This window comes from Gammaproteobacteria bacterium (genome assembly GCA_009838035.1).
Lineage (GTDB): Bacteria > Pseudomonadota > Gammaproteobacteria > Steroidobacterales > Foliamicaceae > Foliamicus.
This window is the reverse complement of the sequence record VXSK01000003.1, coordinates 52917-72273: the sequence shown is the minus strand read 5'-3', so window position 1 is coordinate 72273 and position 19357 is coordinate 52917. Positions and strand designations below refer to the sequence as shown.

At 66.2% G+C, this 19357-nt stretch carries 16 protein-coding genes; 7 read left to right on the top strand and 9 right to left on the bottom strand.

Annotated features, from left to right (window positions below):
- Positions 1-67 precede the first annotated feature (67 nt).
- The 5 genes from F4Y72_02900 to smpB form a co-directional block, all read right to left on the bottom strand.
- Positions 68-4642, bottom strand: coding sequence for a hypothetical protein (locus F4Y72_02900; GenBank protein MXZ27235.1), 4575 nt, complete (start codon positions 4640-4642; stop codon positions 68-70).
- Positions 4639-5823, bottom strand: a complete 1185-nt coding sequence (locus F4Y72_02895; protein ID MXZ27234.1) for an efflux RND transporter periplasmic adaptor subunit — start codon at positions 5821-5823, stop codon at positions 4639-4641. The genes F4Y72_02900 and F4Y72_02895 overlap by 4 nt, the downstream gene beginning before the upstream one ends.
- Positions 5820-7583, bottom strand: a complete 1764-nt coding sequence (locus F4Y72_02890) for a hypothetical protein (protein ID MXZ27233.1) — start codon at positions 7581-7583, stop codon at positions 5820-5822. Before F4Y72_02890 ends, F4Y72_02895 begins: the two co-directional genes overlap by 4 nt.
- Positions 7584-7656: 73 nt before the next feature.
- Positions 7657-8562 (bottom strand): hypothetical protein, encoded by a 906-nt coding sequence (locus F4Y72_02885; GenBank protein ID MXZ27232.1) that lies wholly within the window; start codon positions 8560-8562, stop codon positions 7657-7659.
- Positions 8563-8630: 68 nt separating this feature from the next.
- Positions 8631-9110, bottom strand: a complete 480-nt coding sequence (gene smpB, locus F4Y72_02880) for an SsrA-binding protein SmpB (GenBank protein ID MXZ27231.1) — start codon at positions 9108-9110, stop codon at positions 8631-8633.
- A 48-nt stretch (positions 9111-9158) separates the two neighbouring features.
- On the opposite strand from smpB, the gene F4Y72_02875 reads away from it, so the two are divergent.
- Both F4Y72_02875 and F4Y72_02870 read left to right on the top strand, forming a co-directional pair.
- The gene (locus F4Y72_02875; GenBank protein ID MXZ27230.1) at positions 9159-9596 is read left to right on the top strand and encodes a type II toxin-antitoxin system RatA family toxin; all 438 of its coding nucleotides are present in this window, start codon (positions 9159-9161) and stop codon (positions 9594-9596) included.
- Complete coding sequence (locus tag F4Y72_02870) at positions 9589-9879, top strand: RnfH family protein (protein ID MXZ27229.1); 291 nt, start codon at positions 9589-9591, stop codon at positions 9877-9879. Before F4Y72_02875 ends, F4Y72_02870 begins: the two co-directional genes overlap by 8 nt.
- On the opposite strand, the gene F4Y72_02865 is transcribed toward F4Y72_02870, so the two are convergent.
- From F4Y72_02865 to F4Y72_02850, 4 genes are all read right to left on the bottom strand, one after another.
- Positions 9857-10186 (bottom strand): outer membrane protein assembly factor BamE, encoded by a 330-nt coding sequence (locus tag F4Y72_02865; GenBank protein ID MXZ27228.1) that lies wholly within the window; start codon positions 10184-10186, stop codon positions 9857-9859. The genes F4Y72_02870 and F4Y72_02865 overlap by 23 nt on opposite strands.
- A gap of 169 nt (positions 10187-10355) precedes the next feature.
- Positions 10356-10769: a ferric iron uptake transcriptional regulator gene (gene fur, locus F4Y72_02860; protein MXZ27227.1), complete on the bottom strand. Its 414-nt coding sequence runs from the start codon at positions 10767-10769 to the stop codon at positions 10356-10358.
- Positions 10766-12556 carry a DNA repair protein RecN gene (gene recN, locus F4Y72_02855; GenBank protein ID MXZ27226.1) on the bottom strand — a complete coding sequence of 597 codons (1791 nt, stop codon included), beginning with the start codon at positions 12554-12556 and terminating at the stop codon, positions 10766-10768. The genes fur and recN overlap by 4 nt, the downstream gene beginning before the upstream one ends.
- Entirely contained in the window at positions 12474-13406 is a 933-nt protein-coding gene (locus F4Y72_02850) for a hypothetical protein (GenBank protein MXZ27225.1), read from the bottom strand. Before F4Y72_02850 ends, recN begins: the two co-directional genes overlap by 83 nt.
- 67 nt (positions 13407-13473) lie before the next feature.
- Between F4Y72_02850 and F4Y72_02845 the strand changes: the two genes are divergently transcribed.
- The 5 genes from F4Y72_02845 (at position 13474) to carA (ending at position 19355) form a co-directional block, all read left to right on the top strand.
- A complete protein-coding gene (locus tag F4Y72_02845) occupies positions 13474-14046 on the top strand; it encodes a nucleotide exchange factor GrpE (protein ID MXZ27224.1) in 573 nt (190 codons plus the stop codon).
- A 167-nt stretch (positions 14047-14213) separates the two neighbouring features.
- Positions 14214-16154, top strand: coding sequence for a molecular chaperone DnaK (gene dnaK, locus F4Y72_02840; GenBank protein ID MXZ27223.1), 1941 nt, complete (start codon positions 14214-14216; stop codon positions 16152-16154).
- A 146-nt stretch (positions 16155-16300) separates the two neighbouring features.
- A complete protein-coding gene (gene dnaJ, locus F4Y72_02835) occupies positions 16301-17428 on the top strand; it encodes a molecular chaperone DnaJ (protein ID MXZ27222.1) in 1128 nt (375 codons plus the stop codon).
- A complete protein-coding gene (locus F4Y72_02830; protein ID MXZ27221.1) occupies positions 17425-18234 on the top strand; it encodes a 4-hydroxy-tetrahydrodipicolinate reductase in 810 nt (269 codons plus the stop codon). Before dnaJ ends, F4Y72_02830 begins: the two co-directional genes overlap by 4 nt.
- Positions 18231-19355 carry a glutamine-hydrolyzing carbamoyl-phosphate synthase small subunit gene (gene carA, locus F4Y72_02825; GenBank protein ID MXZ27220.1) on the top strand — a complete coding sequence of 375 codons (1125 nt, stop codon included), beginning with the start codon at positions 18231-18233 and terminating at the stop codon, positions 19353-19355. The genes F4Y72_02830 and carA overlap by 4 nt, the downstream gene beginning before the upstream one ends.
- The last annotated feature ends 2 nt before the right edge of the window (positions 19356-19357 follow it).

Genomic DNA, 19357 nt, shown 5'->3' with positions numbered 1-19357 from the left:
TGATTCTATATGGGCGACCAGCCGCTTTCAATTGCCGGCATCGACCGCGACGGCGGATCGCCACGCCTTACCCGGCGAATATCCGATCCAGGATACGCGCGGTTCCGAGGGCGGTTTCCGCTATCAGATCGCCCAGTTCATCAAAACGGCCGACGCCGCACATGTCCGCAATCACGGCTTTCTGATCCTCGGAGGCAGATTCGGGATCGAATGCTTCGCCGCTGGTCATCTGGAAAAAACCTTCCAGGTTCTGCCATAGCGTCGCGGACTCGACCAGCCCGGAGGCCTCTCGCGCATCGATAAGGCCAAGCGTGCCTGCGGCTTGGAAGGTGGGAACGAGGCCATGCAACGCCACCTTGGGGGTATGGCGGGCATGCACGAGTTGCAGGAATTCGGCTGCCAGTTCCAGTTCGGCAAGGCCGCCCGTACGGCGTCGTATCTCCCAGGTATCGCCGGCCTCATGCCGTTGCGCCAGGCTCTCGCGGACCGCGGCGATGTCGGCGGCGATGGCGCCGGCGTCGTGCAAGCGTGTCAGCACCGAATGCCGGAAAGACTCGAAGCGGTCGCGGAGGTCGCCTTCAGCCTCAATGACGCGGGCGTGGACCAGCATGCGCAGATCGGCGGAATCCGCGATTTCGTCGAAGTGCTGACGGGCTGCCGCGAGAGTAGGGGCAAATGTTTCGCGGCCCCCGCTTTCCAGGGCACAGGGGGGCACAGGCTTGAGCAGGATGCCTTCGGCGGAGAATTCACGAATCAGCCGCGCGAAGAATTGCACGAACTGTGCGTGCCAGGCAGTCGGATTGAGTGTTGCCGTGCTCGATGCCCGGTCTTCACGGTCGCAGATGAACAGCAGCTCCAGGGGGCCGCCGGTCACGAACTCGCGCCGGCCCGCGGGGCCCAGCGCCACCAGCGCTATGCGGCTGCCGGGAATTTCGCCGTGCTGCGAAGAGAATTCGGCCCTGGCCGCCGGCAAAAGCGACGCAAGGCAGGTTTCCAGGATGTCGGTCAGGGGTCCGGCGGCTTCCACGGGCGCCATCGTCCCGCCGGCGATGTGGGCGCCGAGCTGGAAGGTGCGCTCTTCCGCCCAGGTTCGGGCCTCGTTGACGGCATCGCTGACGTTCGGCGCCCTGGCGGCGACGTCGCCGAGCTGCGCGCGCATTTCCCCGATGTCGAACTCGCGCTGGTAGTAGACGCGCACCAGGCCCTGGCGTGCGATCTTCTCCATCTCCGGGTCCAGGTCGAGGTCTTCCGGCAACTGGAGGTCGGTAAATTCCTGCTTTCTCAGACTTTCCTGCACGTAGGGATAGCGCGCCATCCATTGGGAAAGCCGCGGCGACGCGCCGATCACGCCGGCCACAACCCGGTCCGTAACGCGCCGGGTGCCGCCGGAAATGTCCAGCAGGACCAGCCACAGGGCCGGGACGAACAACAGCGCGGCGACCGAGGAAAACACCACGCCGAAGGCCAGCGAGGCAGCCATCGGCACGAGCGGCTGAGCCGGAACGCTGTTGCTCAGCATCAGGGGCGCGACGCCGGCAAAAGTGGTAACCGTGGTGATCAGAATCGGACGGAACCGGGAAACGGCGGCATTCAGCAGGGCGTCCTCCATGCCGTCGCCCGCGGCCCGGAAGCGGTTGACGCCGTGAATCAGGACCAGCGTGGAATTCACGACCACGCCGGAGGCGGCCACGATCCCGAAAACCGAGGCCATCGAAAGACCGACGACGGGCCCGAACAGTTTCAGAATCACGTGTCCCCATACCGCCCCCACGAAGGCGAAGGGCAGCACCGCCATGATGATCAGCGGCTGCGAATAGGAACGCAGGGGCAGGGCCAGCAGCGCGAATATCGCGAACAGGGCCATGAGAAACAGCGGTCCGACCGTGGCGACCGTTTCCTGCTGCTCGCGGGCGCTTTCGACGGTGAAGGAAATGCCGTCGTAGCGGCGCAGCACCTGGCTCAGGAACCCGGCGTTCAGTTCGGCCATGACGGCTTCCGCGGAAGCGATCCGGGGATCCACTTCAGCCGAAACGTCGACGCTGCGCGACCCGTTGGTACGCTGGATCTCCGCCAGGCCTCGCCCGCCGCTCACTTCGGCCACTGTTGCGAACGGCACTTCCCCGCCCGCCGGCGTCCGGATCCTGAGCGAGTAAAGCGAATCGAGCGAGCGCCTTTGCTCATCGGGGTAACGCACCATCAGGCGGACGTCGTCCCGGCCACGCTGTATTCGCTGGGCCTCTTCGCCGTAGAAAGCCTGCCGCACCTGGCGGCCCAGGTCGGCCAGGGTTATCCCCAGGGCTTCTCCGGCCGCAGTGATGGAGAGCTCCAGTTCCGCCTTGCCGTCGCGCAGGGAATCGGCGATGCCGTACACGCCCGGGTACTGAAGAAGTTCGCCGCGAAACTCGTCGGCGATGCGTCTCAGGTCGCCGATGTTCTCGCCCGCGAACCGGATCCATATTTCCGGATCCCGTTCGATCCTCTCCGTAATGAAGTTGAGTTGGTCCGAGGCGGCAAAGGAACCCGCGGCTTCGCGCCACATCCTGCCCACTTCCTCGGTCCGGATGTCGCGCTCCTCGCTCGGGTTCAGTTGTATCGTGACTTCACCGAGATGCGCTCCGGACGGGGCCGGAATGGCGCTGCCGGGCTGCGCCGTGGACGGGTGTCCTCCCATGGCTTCGACCACGTGCAGCACGACCGGCTTTCCCTGCTCTTCGGCCAGTTGCTCCCTCAAGTCCCGGGCGGAATCCGCAAGTCGCTTGATGATCCCCTGCGTGGTGGCCTCGCTGGTCCCCAGGGGCATCCGCAAGCGGGCGGTGACCGTGTCTCCCTGTATCGGCGTGAAAAACGTGAACGGCAGGTGCCCACTGAGAACAATGCTGATCGAGACGATCAGGGCCGCCAGCGAAATGGCCAGCGTCAGGACACGGTTCCGGTATGCGGCGCGGGCCAGGTCGCGGAAACGACCCTGGACAAGCGCCTCGAGCGCCGATTCGAACATGACCTGCACGCGCGCGAAACGGGCCCCCAGCCGGCCGAGCCCGCCGGTTATGTGAGCCGCATAGACCAGCGAGACGCCGCCGATGGCGACGCCGATGGCGGTACGCAGATCGGGCGTGATCGCAAACGCGCCGATCACGACGGCCGCCAGAACGGTCATCCCGAACTCGCCCAGCGGCATCCGTGTCCGGCGGTGCCCGAGATGCGCCGGCAGGACCATCTGGCATTCGATCAGGGAAAAGGCAAGGCAGCAGATGACGGTGCCGGAGATGACGCTGAATATCTGCCCGATCCGCCCGACGGAAAACAACAGCGGCGTGAAGGCCGCTACGGTGGTCAGAACGCCGAACGTGACCGGAACCATGACCTGCTGCGTTCCCTGAATCGCTCCGGCAAGCTGACCGGCTCCCCGCCGGTGCGCGACATAGGTGCTCTCTCCCACCACAACGGCATCGTCCACCAGCATGCCGAGAGCGAGGATGAAGCCGATCACCGAGATGGAGTCGATCGAAAAGCCGAGCGAATACATGAGGAAAAGGGCGCCGAGGAAGGCGATGGGAATGCCTGCCGCCACCCAAAGCGCGAGGTGGGGGCGCAAGAACAGGGCCAGCAGGAGCAATACCAGCAGAAGGCCCTGGACGCCGCTGTCCACCAGGGCCCCCAGGCGGCCGGTCACGAGTTTGGATTCGTCCTTCCATACCTGCACCTGCACCCCTTCGGGATACCGGGTAGGGGACCGGGCGACAAAGTCCTTGACGGTCTCGGTGATCAGGCGAATGTCCTGCTCACCCATTCTGCTGACCTGCACCAGTGCGGCCGGCCTGTCGTTGAACGTGAGGCTCTGGCTGGTGTCTGCGAAGCCGTCCACGACCCGGGCGACGTCCTTCACGAGGACCCGGGTACCGTCGTTACGGGTGGTCACCAGCAGGTTCTCTATTTCACGGCCCCAATAGGCCTGGCCGCTGGTACGCAGCAGCACTTCGCCTTCGCGAGTCTTCACGGTGCCGCCCGGCAGGTCCAGCGAACGCTGGCGCAGCGCGTTGGCCACGTCGTCGAAGGTCAGGTTGTTGCGCGACAGCGACAACTCGGAGACTTCGACGGAAATTTCGTACGGCCGCGCATTGGTGACTTCGGCATGCGTGACGCCGTCAAGTCTCAGGATGTCGTCGCGCACGCGGCGCGCCATTTCCTTGAGCGCGCGTTCGTCGGCGGGGCCGGTAACGGCAATCTCCATGACCACGCTCGAAGGCGTGACGAGTTGAATGATCGGCTTTTCCGCTTCCTGCGGAAACGTGTCGATGGCGTTGATCTGCGCATCGACATCGTCCAGCACCAGGAACCGGTCGGCGTCGTGGAAGAGTTCCACCACGACATTGCATCGGCCCTCCGTCGCGGTCGAACGCACTTCCTTGATGCCGTTGATGCCCTCGATCCGCTCCTCGATCCGGGTGCAGATCCCGGACTCCACCTCCTCGGGTGCGGCGCCCAGGTACGGAACGGTGACGGTAATGACCGGCAGGTCGAAGTCGGGATAGAGTTTGACCGGAATCTGACCGAGCGACGCAAGGCCGGCCAGAACGGCAAATCCCATCAGGAGGTTGGCCGCCACCCGGTTGGTGGCGAACCAGGCGATCATCGCCTTCATCCGGGCGCGGCGGGAGCGGGCGGGGCGGGCGCCGGGCGAACGCTCTGGCCTTCGACGGCGTCATCCAGGCCGGTTACGCAAATCTGTTCCCCGTCCGCTACATCGACCCGAAGGTAGGCGGTCTCGGCGGTCAGGCGCACGACTTCCGCATCGCGGAACGAAAGCCGATTGCCGGTGTCAACGACGTAGATTCGGTTGCCGGTCTGCAGCGCCGAAGTTGGCACCACTACGACGTCTTCGATCGTGTTGCCGATGATGTCCGCCTCGACGAACAGCCCGACCGTCAGCGGCGGCGACCCGTCTGCGGGTTCATACGGTTCCGCCACCTGCGCGATCACGTTGACGACGCGGCTCAAGGGGTCCAGTTCGCCTTCGGTCCGGACCACGTCGGCCTCCCAGGCATGCGTGCCACCGGCAAATTCCGCGCGCAGTATCGCCTTGGTCTTTACCGCGGAAGGCGAGTCGGTACGCGCGAGGGAGAAGGGCAGAAAGGCAAGGTCCTGGTCCTTGATCGGCAGGCGCACCTCGGCGTAATCGATGGAGTAGAGGGTAGCGATGGACTCGCCGCGCGATACGAACTGCCCGGTGTCCACACGCTCGGACCGCACCCGTCCGTCATACGGCGCGGTCACGCGGGTCCGTTCCAGGTCGCGTTCAGCCTGCGCCAGTGCGGCCGAAGCCTGGCGCTGGCCCGCGCGGGACACGTTGAGCTGGTTCAGCGCCTGGTCGAGATCGGCCTGGCTGACCGCCCGGGTGGCTGCCAGTTCTTCCGCCCGGCCGAACGTGAGTTCGGCGTTGGCGAGTTCGCTCTCGGCGGACGCAAGGGCGGCCCGTGCCTGCTCCAGGGCGGCTTCGTAGTCGATCCGCTCGATTTCCAGCAGCATGTCGCCCCTAGAGAAAAAGCCGCCGGAAACCATGGAGGGAGAAACGGCGACAATCCGACCTGCCACTTCGGCGACCAGGTTACTCTCGGTCTTGGGTACGACGGTTCCGTGCGCTTTGACGCTCAACTGCGCGGGTCTTTTCAGCGCCGGGATGGTCAGAACCGAGGGAGCGTCCGGTGGCCGCGCCTGGCGGTCCGGCCTGGGACCCGTGGCAACGATGACGATTGCCAGCAGGAAGCCTCCCGCCACGATCAGTACGGGACCGAAATAGCGCTTCAATAGGGCCAGGAAGTTCATCCGGCTGCTCCCGCTGCAATTCTTGGCGCATCCACGCGCACGGTAACGATGTCCGTGTCGTGGTATTGCTGGTGATGGACGGACGAGGCCAGGCCGCGCAGCAAGCGCAGCGAGACTTCATGCTCCGGCGCCTGGCTGGAGCTCTGTTCCACCAGCAGGGCCATCCGGTCCTCCACATTGCCTTCGCCGGGCGCCGCGATGAGTTCCAGTACCGCGCCGTCGCCTTCCTTGTGCGCTACCAGCAACAGACGCCGTTTTGACCGGCTATCGTCATCCTGGTGGTCGAGCAGGGTCAGGAGAGTTTCCTCGCTGGCGGCCTGAAGCCGGCCGGCCATCGCGTCCGACCAGCCGCTGCGCTTTGCGAACGACTCCAGGAATTCCTGGATCCGGGGCAGGGCGGACACCGCGAACTCCGCCTCAAGCCGTCGGCGGCGCGGCGCCGTGAGTTCGAGGAACAGGGTCATGAGCACCGCCGTGAGTCCGCCGGCCGTCATGCCGTTTTCCATCATCCCGCCGGCAAACTCCGAGAAGAACTCCGGGAATATGACGCCGGCCTGGAAGCCGGTGCCGATCCAGAAGGACACGCCGCAGATCATGCCATTGCGGGCGTTCATGCCGTCCTGGATCACGAGCTTGATCCCGACCATGAAGAGCATCGCCATGAGCACGATGACGTAGGCCGCCACCACCGGTCCGGGTATGGCCAGGATCATGGCAAGCGCCTTGGGCAGGAATGCGACCGCCAGGAAAATCGCTCCCACGGCGATTCCCACCCTGCGCGCCCCTACGCCGGTCAGTTCGGTCACCGAAACGCTGGTCGAGTAGGTGGTGTTGGGGACCGTGCCGGCGAGTCCCGACAGCAGGTTGCCGACGCCGTCCGCCGCCACGGCGCCCTGGACCGCCCGGAAATCCGGCGCGCGCGGTTTGCGCCACGACACGCGCTGAATCGCGAGCCCGTCGCCGATGGTCTCGATGGCGCCCACCAGAGTGGCGAAGATGAAGGCCGGCAGCAGGCTCCAGAAGACCGGGCCGAATTCGAGATCGAGTCCCGGCCAGTTCCCTGATGGAAGCCCGATCCAGCCGGCTTCCGCAACCAGTTGCGTGTTGTAGAGGCCGTAGAAGCCCGCGAGGACCGATCCCGCCACGACGCCGATCAACGGCGCCCACAAGCGCAGCACGGCGTTTCCCCTGAGGGCTATGGCCACGATGATCACGAGGGTCACGACAACGGTGAGCGGGGTGGAGAAGGACGGCGCGCCCTCGGGGATTTCCTTCATCATGTCGAAGGCGACCGGCATCACGGTCACCGCGATCAGCATGATCACGGTGCCCGATACGGTCGGGGTCAGCACCCGGCGGAGCAACGAAAGCCGCCCGGAAAGCAGGAATTGGAACAGGGAGGCGATGATGACCAGCGTGCCCAGCATGGCCGGTCCGCCCTTGGATATGGCGGCGATGCAGACCGCGATGAAGGTCGCCGAAGTGCCCATGACCAGCACGTAGCCCGATCCGAAGCGCCCGACCCGGACGGCCTGCAGGATGGTCGTGACGCCGCTGATGGCAACCGCGGCGAAGACCGCCCAGGAGAGGTAGGACTCGGCGCCGCCGGCGGCCCGGATGACGATCGCCGGGGTCAGGACGATGCCGGCAATACAGAGTACCGCGAACTGCAGGCCCAGCCCGAAGGCGAGCGGCTTCGGCAGCTTGTCGTTCGGCTCGTAGCGGACGTTGGCGACGGAATCGGGCGTATCGGCCATCATGCGGCTCCGGTTGAGTGCGGGGCGCAGCGGGTCCGTCCAGTGTCCATTTGGCGTTGCTCGTGAGGCCCTGCGGTCAGTCGCCGATCAGGCGCTTGACCGTCAGCATGAGCGTCCAACTGCGCGTTCCGCTGAAGGTATTGGTGTTGGTCAGGTCGGGATCCAGTTGGTGCATGGGGTGGTATTCGTAGTCGCCCATGTCCTCGAAGTCGCCGGTGGCCGACCAGGTCAGTTTCAGGCCCACGCGCACCTTGCCTCCCGGGTTGTAATCGGCCCCGGCGTGCAGGCGCCAGACCACGACCGAGTCGTTCAGATCGTTGTTCTGGGCGCTGTTATAGAACGAAAGCGGCGGGTCGTACGTCTCGCCGCCGGCCGAGGTGTCCTGGTAGTCGCTGGCGTAAAACACATTGGCGAACTCCACCGACGCCAGCCCCAGCCCCGCTCCCGCGTAAGGTGTGATCGCGCCCCATGCGCCGGTGAAGTCGTAATACGCATCCAGCGTAACGGAACGCACGCTCAGGTGGTCGATCGTCGCGCGTCCGTTGGCCTCCACCGTTCCGCCGGGCCGCGGCCGGATGGCGGCCCCGTCGTAGTAGGTGATGTCCCTGAACATCTGGTTGGTGTCGTTCCTCTGTTGTGCGAGCGCCAGCTCCAGGCGGGTCCGGCCGAAAAAGCGTCCGGCGGACAGCTCAAAGGCGCCGCCGCCGTCCAGGCCGACGTCGTAGCGCCAGCGGTATCCGGGAGCCAGGGGAACGGGATCCTGATCGAAGCAGGCGGCGTCGGGATAACAGAAGCTCTCCCGGTTCCAGCCCTCCTGGTCCAGCGTAGAGCCCCGGTTGGCTCCCAGGCCGACCCCGATATACCAACCGGCGTCCGCGCCGTCCCGGCCGGAGTCCTGCGCAGCCGCCGGGCAGGCAAGCGCGACCAGCGCCGCGATGCCCGCGACCGGAGCAAGGAACAACCTGCGACGCCCTGAAATCACTTCTCCAACCCCCGCCTGAACCCGACCGCGAAGTATGCTATCAAACTTGTGTGCCGCGCATACCCGGCTCAGGAGCGGCCCTGGGCCCTGTGCCGGGCAAGGCGCTGTTTCTCGCGCTGCCAGTCGCGTTCCTGGTCCAGCCGGCGCTTGTCGTACTGCTTGCGCCCCCTTCCCAGGCCGATGCGCAGCTTTACCTTCGATCCGCTCCAGTACAAGGCCAGCGGAATCAGGGTGAGCCCGCGCTGCTGGACCTTTCCGGCCAGCCGGTCGATCTGGTTGCGGTGCAGGAGCAGCTTGCGGCTGCGGTCGGGCACCGGGGGCGGGTGGGCGCTGGCGTTCGGCAGCGGCGCGAAGTTGGCGCCGGTCAGCCAGGCTTCGCGATCGCGAATGGCCACGAATGCTTCCGCAAGGCTGGCGCGGTGGGCGCGCAGGGCCTTTACCTCCCAGCCCAGCAGCGCAAGCCCGGCGTCGAGTTCCTCGAGGATCTCGAAATTTCGGTAGGCGCGGCGATTTGCCGCGATTCGTCCCGGTTGTGGTTTGCGCGCCATGTCAAGCTCATATTGTCGCATCAGCGCGCAGGCGGCATCATAAAACGAATGCGCGAAATCTCGAGAGAGGCCCTGACGCCGGGTTCGCCCGAGGCTGTTTTCGATCTCGTGGCCGCGGTCGAGGACTACCCGCGTTTTCTTCGTGGCTGCGCCGGCGCCGAGATTCACCGTCAGGACGAGCACGAGGCACTGGCCAGTCTGGACCTCAAGGGCGGTGTGTTCAAGCAGCGACTGACCACACTGAACCGGATGGAACGGCCCCGCCGGCTGGTCATGAACCTGAGCGAGGGGCCTTTTCGTCATTTGCGCGGGGAGTGGAGCTTCGAACCGGCCGGCTCGGGCTGCAGGGTTTCGCTGCGTATCGAGTTCGAGTTCTCCAGCAGGGCCCAGGACCTGTTGCTGCGGCCGAGTTTCGAGGCCTTGTGCGATCGCCTGGTCCAGGACTTTCTCAGGCGGGCCAGGGAGATCGCCTCCCGTCATGGCTGACGAAATCGCCATTGAAGTGAGTTACGCCCTGCCGGGCGCACAGCGTGTCATGCCGCTGCGCGTACCCGCCGGCTCAACGGCGCGGCGCGCGGTCCTGCTGTCCTGCATCGATGCGCTTTTCCCGGAGATCGACGCCGCGAGCTGTCCGCTCGGCGTGTTCGGCACGGCAATCGGCGACGATTACCGGCTCAAGGACGGCGACCGGCTGGAAATCTACCGGCCGCTGGAAAACGATCCGATGGAAGCGCGGCGCCAGGGTACTAGCCGGCGGGTACGGGCGTGATTTCTATCGAGCTTACGCCTTCGTCCGAGAATTCGATCCTGACAATGCGTCGCTCGCCTTCGAGGGTTCCGGGCGTAAACACGTAGTCCCAGCGATCGGCGTGAAACGGGTCGCGCACCGTCGGGGTGCCCAGCAGATAGGCGACCTGCTCGCGGGTCATTCCCACTTCCACCTTGTCGACATCGCCGGGATCGGTGATCCATCCCTGGTAGATGTTGACCTTGTAGACGCAGCCCGCCAGCAGCGCGCCGGCTGCGGCGATCACCACCAGACGGCGCCAGTTACTGCGGGGACTGCAAGGACTCATGGCGGAGCCGGAGTATATCAGCGGGGCTCCGCGGTAGCCCGTTCTTGCCCCCTGCCTTCGGGGGCTTGTGAGCCAGGGATGGCGGAACCGAGCTCCATGGATGGATTCATGCGTCCCCCGGAGGCAGGGGGCAAGAACGGGCGGGATCGAAGCGCTGCGGCTGTTCGGGTCAGGGCCGTTTTCGCACGTACAGGACCAGGCTGTGGTCGATCAGTTCATATCCCGCCGACCGCACGACTTCCTCCTGCAACCGCTCGATGTCCTCGTTGACGAATTCCATGACCTCGCCGGTATCGACGCAGATCATGTGGTCGTGGTGATCGCCCGAGTCGAGCTCGAACACCGAATGGCCGCTTTCGAAGTTGTGACGCGTGACCAGGCCCGCCTGTTCGAACTGCGTCAATACCCGGTAGATCGTCGCCAGCGGAATCTCGTTGTCGTCCGCCGCCAGCTTGAGATGGATGTCGTCGGCGCTCATGTGGCGCTCGCTGCTTTGCGCCAGCATACGAAAGATGCTGAGCCTGGGCTGGGTGACCTTCAGGCCTACTGCCTGAAGGTTTTTGCGCGGAACGCTCCTGCTCACTTGCCCGCCGCTCCCGCATGCGAACCGGCGCCCGGCGCTTGCCGGACGCGCCCGCGCGCCAGCATCTCCTCGGCATGGGCCAGGGTCCGGGGGGTAATCTCCACACCCCCAAGCATACGCGCAACTTCCCGTATCCGCTCGCTTTCGGCCAGTTGCGCGGACACCGTTCGCGTGCCGCCGTCGCGCACGATCTTGCTCACCCGGATTTGCCGGCCGGCCTGGCTGGCGACCTGCGGGAGATGGGTCACGCAGAGCACCTGGCCTCGCTCGCCGAGTTCCGCCAGGCCGGCGCCGACCACTTCGGCCACCCGGCCGCCGATTCCGGAGTCCACTTCATCGAAAACCATGGTCGGCGGCTGCCGGGCGCCGACCGCCGCCAGCTGGATGGCGAGTCCGATTCGGGCCAGTTCGCCGCCCGAGGCGCAACGCGCCAGCGGACGCGCGGCCTGGCCGGGATTGAGCGCCACCAGAAATTCCACCCGGTCGCGTCCTCTGCGCCCCGGAGCGTCGGTCTCGCCAAAGCGCACGGAAAGCGATCCGCCTTCCATTGCCAGGCCTTGCATGCGGTCGGATACCGCGCGGGCAAACTCCCTTGCCGCCCGCCTGCGGGATTCGGACAGGACGGCGGCGCCGTCCTCCGTTTTCCGTCGCAATGTGTCGCGACGCTCGCGCGCCCGCGAAAGCTGCTCGTCCAGCGATTCCAGGCCTTCTTTCTCGGCTTTAAGTTCCGCGGCCAACCCGGGAAGTTCCTCCTGGCTGCGGCCGTGCTTGCGCGCTACGGCCAGGAGCGCCTGCCGCCGTTGCTGGACTTCGTCAAGATTCCCGTCCTCTTCTTCCAGGTCCATGCCGACATCCTGAATCGAGGCCACCGCTTCGTCGACCAGTACTTCCGATTCGCCGATCAGGCGGGCCGCCTCCCTGAGGCCGGGCTCGAATTCGCCGGCGCTCTCGAGCGCCTGGCGAGCGGAAGCCAGCGCGCCGCCGGCGGAGTGCTCGCTCTCGCGAAGCGCATCGAGGGCGCTGCCCGCCGTTTCGAGCAGGCGCGCCCGGTTGGCGAGGCGCAGGCGAATGCGGTCCAGTTCTTCCAATTCGCCCGCCTGGGGGTTCAGGGCCTTGAGCTCGCCGATCCAGCTGTTCAGCAGGTCCTGGCGCGCCGCGCGCTCGCCGGCGCGCTGATTCAGGGAGTCGCATTCACGTTCCGCCTCGCGCAGTTCCTCGTAGCGCGCCGAAAAGTCTTCCACGGATTTCGACAGCCCGCCGAACTCGTCGAGGATGCGCAGTTGCGCGCCGGTATGAAGCAATGCCTGGTGCGCCTTCTGCCCGGAGATGTCCACGATGCAGGCGCCCAGCTCGCGCAAGCGGCGGGCGGGAACCGGCACGCCATTCAGCGAGCCGCGCGAGCGCCCGTCGGCGCGGATGATCCGCCGCATGATGCACTCGTCAGCCAGGTCGTAGTCGCCGGCCCATGGAGGCAGCGGCGTTGACTCCGGTATTTCGAAACAGGCGGTAACGTCCGCCTGCGTTTCGGCGGTACGCACCTGGTTCGAGTCGGCGCGCTCGCCGGTGGCCAGCGACAGCGCCTCCACCAGGATGGACTTGCCCGCGCCGGTCTCCCCGGTCAGCGCGGTGAATCCCGGCTCCATGTCCAGTTCGGCGGAATCGACCACAGCCAGGTTGCGGATGGCCAGGTGGGTCAGCACGGATCTAGCCGGCGTCTTGCGTCGCGGGCCCCTTGGCCCAGTTGAGCTTCTCGCGAAGCACAGAGAAATAGTTGTAATCGGACGGATGGATCAGCTTGAGCCGGCGCGAGGAACGGGACACGTGCAGTGTCTGGCCGTACTCCAGGACGCCCAGATCGACGCCGTCGCAACTCACGGCCGCGGTGATGTCGGTGTCCGCCGGTATCGCCAGCGCGAGCTTTGCGGCGCCCGGAATCACCAGCGGCCGGTCGTCCAGTTTGTGCGGACAGATCGGCACCAGGACTGCCGCGTCGAGGCGCGGGTCCACGATGGGCCCCCCGCAACTCATCGCGTAGGCGGTCGAGCCGGTGGGCGTGGCGGCGATGAATCCGTCGCCGCGGTGCGTGGCGATATGCCGCCCGTCCACCGTGGTCGAAAGCTCCAGGATGCGCGCGCCGCCGCTGCGGTGCGCCACCACGTCGTTCACCGCCGTGGCGCGCAGGATCTTGCCCTTCCTGCGGGTCAGCCGGGCGCTCAGCAGCATGCGCCGTTCCGAAAAATACTGCCCGGCCAGCAGCGCCGACAGTTCCGATTCGAATCGTTCCTGGCCCAGGTCGGCCAGAAACCCGAGCCGGCCCAGGTTGACGCCCAAAAGGGGCGTGTTCCGCTGCACGGCGACCTGCGCCGCGCGCAGCATGGCGCCGTCCCCTCCCATCGCGATGATCAGTTGGGCTTCCTGCGCCGCCGCCGGGTTCTCCTGCCCGTGCGAGAGCGTAGCCGAGCATCCGAGTTCGGTCAGATGGGCCGCCAGTTCGCCGGCCGCCCGCGCGATCGCGCCGTGCCCGTCGCGGGCAAGAATCGCCACCCTTTGGAACTGGATATTCGGCATTTGCGGGACCTTTCTTCGGCGGCAGTCCAACAGGCGGCTGCGGCTTGAAAAAGAGGAATAATGCACCATAGTACTCCGGCATGGAATACATGGGAGCAGGCCCGCCCCGCTCCCGGCAGCAAAGGGGAAACCGTTGATGAGTGAGCGGAAGCAATCCGAAGAGCCGCAAGCGGCAGAAGCGCCGGATGCGGCGGACAGCGCCGAATCCGCCGAACCGGAGGACCCCGCGAAGCAGATCGAGGGCCTCAAGGCCGCGCTCAATGAACAGCATGAGGCGCACTTGCGGGCGGTGGCCGAGGCCGAGAATGTTCGCCGGCGCGCGCAAAGGGAAATCAGCAGTGCATACGGGCGCGGACAACGGCAGATCGCGCGCGAACTCCTGGCGTCCATCGACAGCCTGGAGCTGGGCCTGAGTTCCGCCGACGGCGCCACGGCCGACCGTCTCCTGGAAGGTCAGCAGGCCACGCTCCGCCAGCTCCTCAAGGCGCTGGAGCAGTTCGGCGTCGAGGCGGTGGACCCGGAGGGCGAGCCCTTCGACCCCGAACGCCACGAGGCGGTGAGCATGCAGCCGTCCGATTCGGTGGCTGCCGACAGCGTGATCGCCGTTATGCAGAAGGGCTATCTCATGCAGGGCCTCCTGCTGCGCGCCGCCCGAGTCGTAGTCTGTTCCGGCCCCCCCGAGGCTGCGCAGGATCCTGAGGACGGCTGAAGCGAGGTGATGCACCCTTCCTTCTGGAGCCACTTCGCGACGCTCCTGCCAGGAAGGGTGCATCGCCTCGCTCCAGCCGCCTGCGCCCGCCGCCGTTGAATTGCGGGTCGTGAATCCTCATATCGGGTAGAGGTAACAAATATGTTGAAGTTCATGGAGAAACACGCATGAGCAAAATCATCGGAATCGATCTGGGGACCACCAATTCCTGCGTGGCCGTCATGGACGGAAAGCAGGGCAAGGTCATCGAGAATTCCGAAGGCGACCGCACCACGCCTTCGATCGTCGCCTTCGCCAAGGACGACCAGGTCCTTGTGGGCCAGTCCGCCAAGCGCCAGGCCATCACCAATCCCACCAACACGCTCTACGCGATCAAGCGTCTGATCGGGCGCAGGTTCAAGGACAGCGTCGTGCAGCGCGATGCCGAGATGGTGCCGTACAAGCTGGTGGAATCGGATAACGGAGACGCCTGGGTGGAGGTCAAGGGGCGCAAGATCGCGCCGCCGGAGATTTCCGCGCGCGTGCTGCAGAAGATGAAAAAGACCGCCGAGGACTACCTGGGCGAGGACGTGACCGAAGCCGTGATTACGGTTCCGGCCTACTTCAACGACTCCCAGCGACAGGCGACGAAGGACGCCGGCAAGATCGCCGGGCTCGAGGTCAAGCGCATCATCAACGAGCCCACCGCGGCCGCTTTGGCGTACGGCATGGGCCAGCAGCGCGGCGACCGCAAGATCGCCGTCTACGACCTGGGCGGCGGCACCTTCGATATCTCAATCATCGAGATTGCCGAGATCGACGGCGAGACGCAGTTCGAAGTGCTGGCCACCAACGGCGACACCTTCCTGGGCGGAGAGGATTTCGACAACCGGCTGATCGACTACCTCGCCGGCGAGTTCGAGAAGGAGCAGGGCGTGGACATCCGCAAGGACCCGCTGGCCATGCAGCGCCTCAAGGAGGCCGCGGAGAAGGCCAAGATCGAGCTGTCCACGCAGCAGCAGACGGAGATCAACCTGCCGTTCATCACCGCCGACGCGGACGGTCCCAAGCACATGAACATCCGGGTCACCCGCGCCAAGCTCGAGGCCCTGGTGGAGGACCTCATCAACCGCACGATCGGGCCCTGCCGCACGGCGCTGTCCGATGCCGGCCTTTCCGTGGGCGACATCAACGACGTGATCCTGGTGGGCGGCCAGATTCGCATGCCCAAGGTTCAGGAAGCCGTGCGCGACTTCTTCGGCCGGGATCCGCGCAAGGACGTGAATCCCGACGAGGCCGTGGCGCTGGGCGCCGCCATCCAGGCCGGTGTCCTTTCCGGGAGCGTCAAGGACGTTTTGCTGCTCGACGTGACCCCGCTGTCGCTGGGCATCGAGACCCTGGGGCAGGTCATGACCCGGCTGATCGACAAGAACACGACGATTCCGACCCGCGCCAACCAGGTGTTCTCGACCGCCGACGACGGGCAGTCCGCGGTGACGATCCACGTACTGCAGGGCGAGCGGCAGCGGGCCGCGGACAACAAGTCGCTGGGACGCTTCGACCTCACCGACATTCCGCCGGCGCCGCGCGGCGTGCCGCAGATCGAGGTGACCTTCGATATCGACGCCAACGGCATCCTGAACGTGTCGGCCAGGGACAAGGCCACCGGTCGCGAGCAGAAGATCGTGATCAAGGCCTCCAGCGGGCTGTCCGACAAGGAGATCGACCAGATGGTCCAGGAAGCCGAGATGCATGCCGAGGAGGACCGCAAGTTCCGCGAACTGGTGGACGTGCGCAATCAGGCCGACGGGCTGGTTCACTCCAGCGAGAAGGCGCTGTCCGACCTGGGTGAAAAGGTGCAGCCGGACGAGCGGGCGGCCATCGAATCGGCCGTGGCCGACCTGAAGACGGCGCTGCAGGGCGACGACAAGTCGGTCATCGAAGCCAAGAGCCGGGCGCTGTCCGAGGCGGCCGCCGGCCTTGCCCAGCGCGTCTACCAGGAGCAGGCGCAGGCCGAGCAGGGCGCCGCAGGCGCGGAACCGGAAATGGACTCCGGCGGCGATGACGCCGACGTCACCGACGCGGAGTTCGAGGACGTTACGCCGGACGACCAGAAGAAGTCGGCCTGATCGTTACACCCCCCGTAGCCGTCTCTTTGCCTCCTCCGTCCGGGAGTATTGGAGGCAGGGATGCCGGAGCAAGCTACAGGGATGTATTCATGCGTCTCCCGGACGGAGGAGGCAAAGAGACGGCGGACTCGAAGGGAGTAACCTGAATGGCTGAGCGGGACTACTACGAGGTTCTCGGCGTGGACCGCAACGCGTCGGAAGCGGATGTCAAGAAGGCATTCCGGCGCCTGGCCATGCGCTATCACCCGGACCGCAATCCCGACCAGGGCGAGGAAGCCGCCAATCGCTTCAAGGAGGCCAAGCGCGCCTACGAGGTCCTGAGCGACGAGCAGAAGCGCGCCGCATACGATCAGTTCGGCCATGCCGGCGTCGAAGCGGGCGCCGGCTCCGGCGCGGGAGCAGACCCTTTCAACACGATCTTCGGCGACATCTTCGGCGAAGTGTTCGGCGGCCGGCGCGGCGGCGGGCGCCAGTCCCGCCGTGGAGCCAACCTGCGCTACCGGCTTGACCTGGAATTTACCCAGGCCATATTCGGCGCCGATATGCGGATCACCATTCCGCGCACGGTGGCCTGTTCCACCTGTTCCGGCTCCGGAGCCCGGCCCGGGACGGGATTGAGCACCTGCGGGCGCTGCGGAGGCACGGGGCAAACCCAGGTGCGGCAGGGAATCTTCTCCATCCGGCAGACCTGCGGGGCATGCGGCGGCGAGGGGCGCGTCGTGTCCGATCCCTGCGGGGACTGCTCCGGCAACGGCGCGGTCCGCAAGAGCGAGGAGATTTCGCTCAAGATTCCGCCGGGCGTGGACACGGGCGACCGTTCCCGCGTGCGCGGCAAGGGCAATGCCGGGAAACGCGGAGGCCCGGCTGGCGACTTGCTGGTGGAAATGAATGTCCGGCCGCATGCCTTCTTTGAGCGCGACGGGGCCAATCTGCACTGCCGCTTTCCAGTAAGCTTTACCACCGCTGCCCTGGGTGGAGAGGTGGAAGTGCCGACGCTCACCGGAAACGTGAAACTGAAGATCCCCGCAGGCACCCAGTCCGGGCGCACTTTCCGCCTGCGCAATCGCGGCGTCAAGCCGGCCCGCGGTGGGCGCAAGGGCGATCTCTTCTGCCATATCGAAGTGGAAACGCCCGTGGAACTGAACGGCGCGCAGAAGCGGCTGCTCAAGCAGTTTGCCCAGGAGCTCGAGCGCCAGGGCGACCGCCAGCAGCCCCGCCGGGCGCGCTGGCTCGAGTGGGCGCGGGGCAAGGGAAACGAGCGGCGCGCATCATGAAGATCAGCCTGCTGGGAGCCAGCGGCCGCATGGGCCGCGAACTGATGACGCGGGTCGCCGCTGCCGGCGACCTGGAGCTTGCCGGCGCCCTGGCGGCGCCCGACGATGCCTGGATCGGTCAGGACGCCGGGCTGGCCGCAAACCTGCCCGCCGCCGGCGTCAAGGTCACGGCTTCGCCAGCCGAAAGCGTTGCCGGCACCGATGTGGCCGTCGATTTTTCCACCGCCTCCGTGACCGCGGAGATCGCGTCAGCCTGCGCCGATGCCGGCTGCGCGCTGGTGGAGGGCGTGACCGGAATCGGCGAGGCGGGCCAGGCGGCCCTCGAACAGGCGGCCGGGCGCATCGCCGTCCTGCAGGCCAGCAACATGAGCCTGGGCGTGTGCGTGCTGAATGAGCTGCTAAAGGTGGCGGCCGGGCAGCTCGGTGAGGACTACGACCTCGAAATCGTCGAGACCCACCATCGCGGCAAGGCCGACGCTCCGTCGGGGACTGCGCTGCAACTCGGCAGGACGGCCGCCGCGGCGCGCGGACGGGAGTTCTCCGACGTTGCCGTATTCCAGCGCCACGGGCAGACCGGTGAGCGGGAGAAGGGCTCCATAGGTTTCAGCGCGGTGCGCGGAGGGGGTTATTCCGGCAATCATTCCGTATTGCTGGCCGGCAACGAGGAAGTGCTGGAATTGCGGCACCAGAGCCTGACCCGCGGCGTGTTCGCCGCCGGGGCGCTGCGCGCCGCGCGCTGGCTTGCCGGGCGCCCGCCGGGTCTGTACGATTTGTCTTCCGTAATGGCGGCTTCCGCGACCCAGTGAATCCTGCGGTGCTAGCCCTCGCGGGCGGGGCCGTGTTCCGTGGCTGGTCGATCGGCGCCGATGGAAAGACCATCGGCGAGGTGGTGTTCAACACCGCCATGACAGGCTACCAGGAAATCCTTACCGACCCGTCCTATTGCCGGCAGATCGTTACCCTGACCGTGCCCCATGTGGGAAACACCGGCGCAAACCGGGAAGACTACGAATCCGACCGGGTTTATGCGGCGGGCCTGATCATCCGCGACCTGCCGGTAGTCGAAAGCAACTGGCGCAAGGACACGCCGTTTACTGATTTCCTGCGCGACGAGGATACGGTTGCGATCGCCGGGATCGATACCCGGCGGCTGACGCGCATCCTGAGGGAAGAGGGTGCGCAGCAGGGCTGCATCCTGACCGGCACGGACCGTTCCGACGAGGCGCTGGCCAGGGCCCGCGCCGCGCCGGGCATGGTCGGCATGGACCTGGCTCGTGTCGTGAGCGTCGACTCGTCCTATGAATGGCCGGTGGACGCCGGAGATCCGGAAATCGCCTGGACCGGCGGCGGGCAAGGTCGGAAGTTCGACCGGATCGTGGCCTACGACTACGGCGTCAAGCGGAACATTCTCCGCTCCCTGGCCCGCGTCGCCCGGCGCGTGACTGTGCTGCCCGCCGAGGCGCCGGCAAGCGAGGCGCTTTCGCTCAAGCCGGACGGCATTTTCCTGTCAAACGGTCCCGGCGACCCCGAGCCCTGCACCTATGCGATCGAGGCGGTAAAGGAGATTCTGGACACGGGCACGCCCGTCCTGGGCATCTGCCTGGGGCACCAGATCCTGGGTCTCGCCTGCGGCGCGCGCACAATGAAGATGAAATTTGGACATCACGGGGCCAATCATCCTATTGTTGACCTTGAAAGCGGGGAGGTGGCCATCAGCAGCCAGAACCACGGCTTTGCGGTGGATGAGGAGAGCTTGCCCGATTGCCTGCAGGCCACCCATCGCTCGCTGTTCGACGGAACCCTGCAAGGCCTCGCGCACCGCTCCCGGCCCGCCATCGGCTTCCAGGGCCACCCGGAGGCCAGCCCGGGCCCGCACGACCTGGGCTACGCTTTCGAACGCTTCGCCGGACTGATCGGAGCCACTTGAAC

What these genes read in the sequence shown, in the direction of transcription:
- F4Y72_02830 (MXZ27221.1), top strand. Translation starts at nt 17,425, where the DNA reads ATGAAGATCAGCCTGCTGGGAGCCAGCGGCCGCATGGGCCGCGAACTG.
- dnaJ (MXZ27222.1), top strand. Translation starts at nt 16,301, where the DNA reads ATGGCTGAGCGGGACTACTACGAGGTTCTCGGCGTGGACCGCAACGCG.
- F4Y72_02890 (MXZ27233.1), bottom strand. Translation starts at nt 7,583, where the DNA reads ATGATGGCCGATACGCCCGATTCCGTCGCCAACGTCCGCTACGAGCCG.
- smpB (MXZ27231.1), bottom strand. Translation starts at nt 9,110, where the DNA reads ATGGCGCGCAAACCACAACCGGGACGAATCGCGGCAAATCGCCGCGCC.
- dnaK (MXZ27223.1), top strand. Translation starts at nt 14,214, where the DNA reads ATGAGCAAAATCATCGGAATCGATCTGGGGACCACCAATTCCTGCGTG.
- F4Y72_02900 (MXZ27235.1), bottom strand. Translation starts at nt 4,642, where the DNA reads ATGAAGGCGATGATCGCCTGGTTCGCCACCAACCGGGTGGCGGCCAAC.
- F4Y72_02870 (MXZ27229.1), top strand. Translation starts at nt 9,589, where the DNA reads ATGGCTGACGAAATCGCCATTGAAGTGAGTTACGCCCTGCCGGGCGCA.
- F4Y72_02895 (MXZ27234.1), bottom strand. Translation starts at nt 5,823, where the DNA reads ATGAACTTCCTGGCCCTATTGAAGCGCTATTTCGGTCCCGTACTGATC.
- F4Y72_02845 (MXZ27224.1), top strand. Translation starts at nt 13,474, where the DNA reads ATGAGTGAGCGGAAGCAATCCGAAGAGCCGCAAGCGGCAGAAGCGCCG.
- F4Y72_02875 (MXZ27230.1), top strand. Translation starts at nt 9,159, where the DNA reads ATGCGCGAAATCTCGAGAGAGGCCCTGACGCCGGGTTCGCCCGAGGCT.
- F4Y72_02850 (MXZ27225.1), bottom strand. Translation starts at nt 13,406, where the DNA reads ATGGTGCATTATTCCTCTTTTTCAAGCCGCAGCCGCCTGTTGGACTGC.
- F4Y72_02865 (MXZ27228.1), bottom strand. Translation starts at nt 10,186, where the DNA reads ATGAGTCCTTGCAGTCCCCGCAGTAACTGGCGCCGTCTGGTGGTGATC.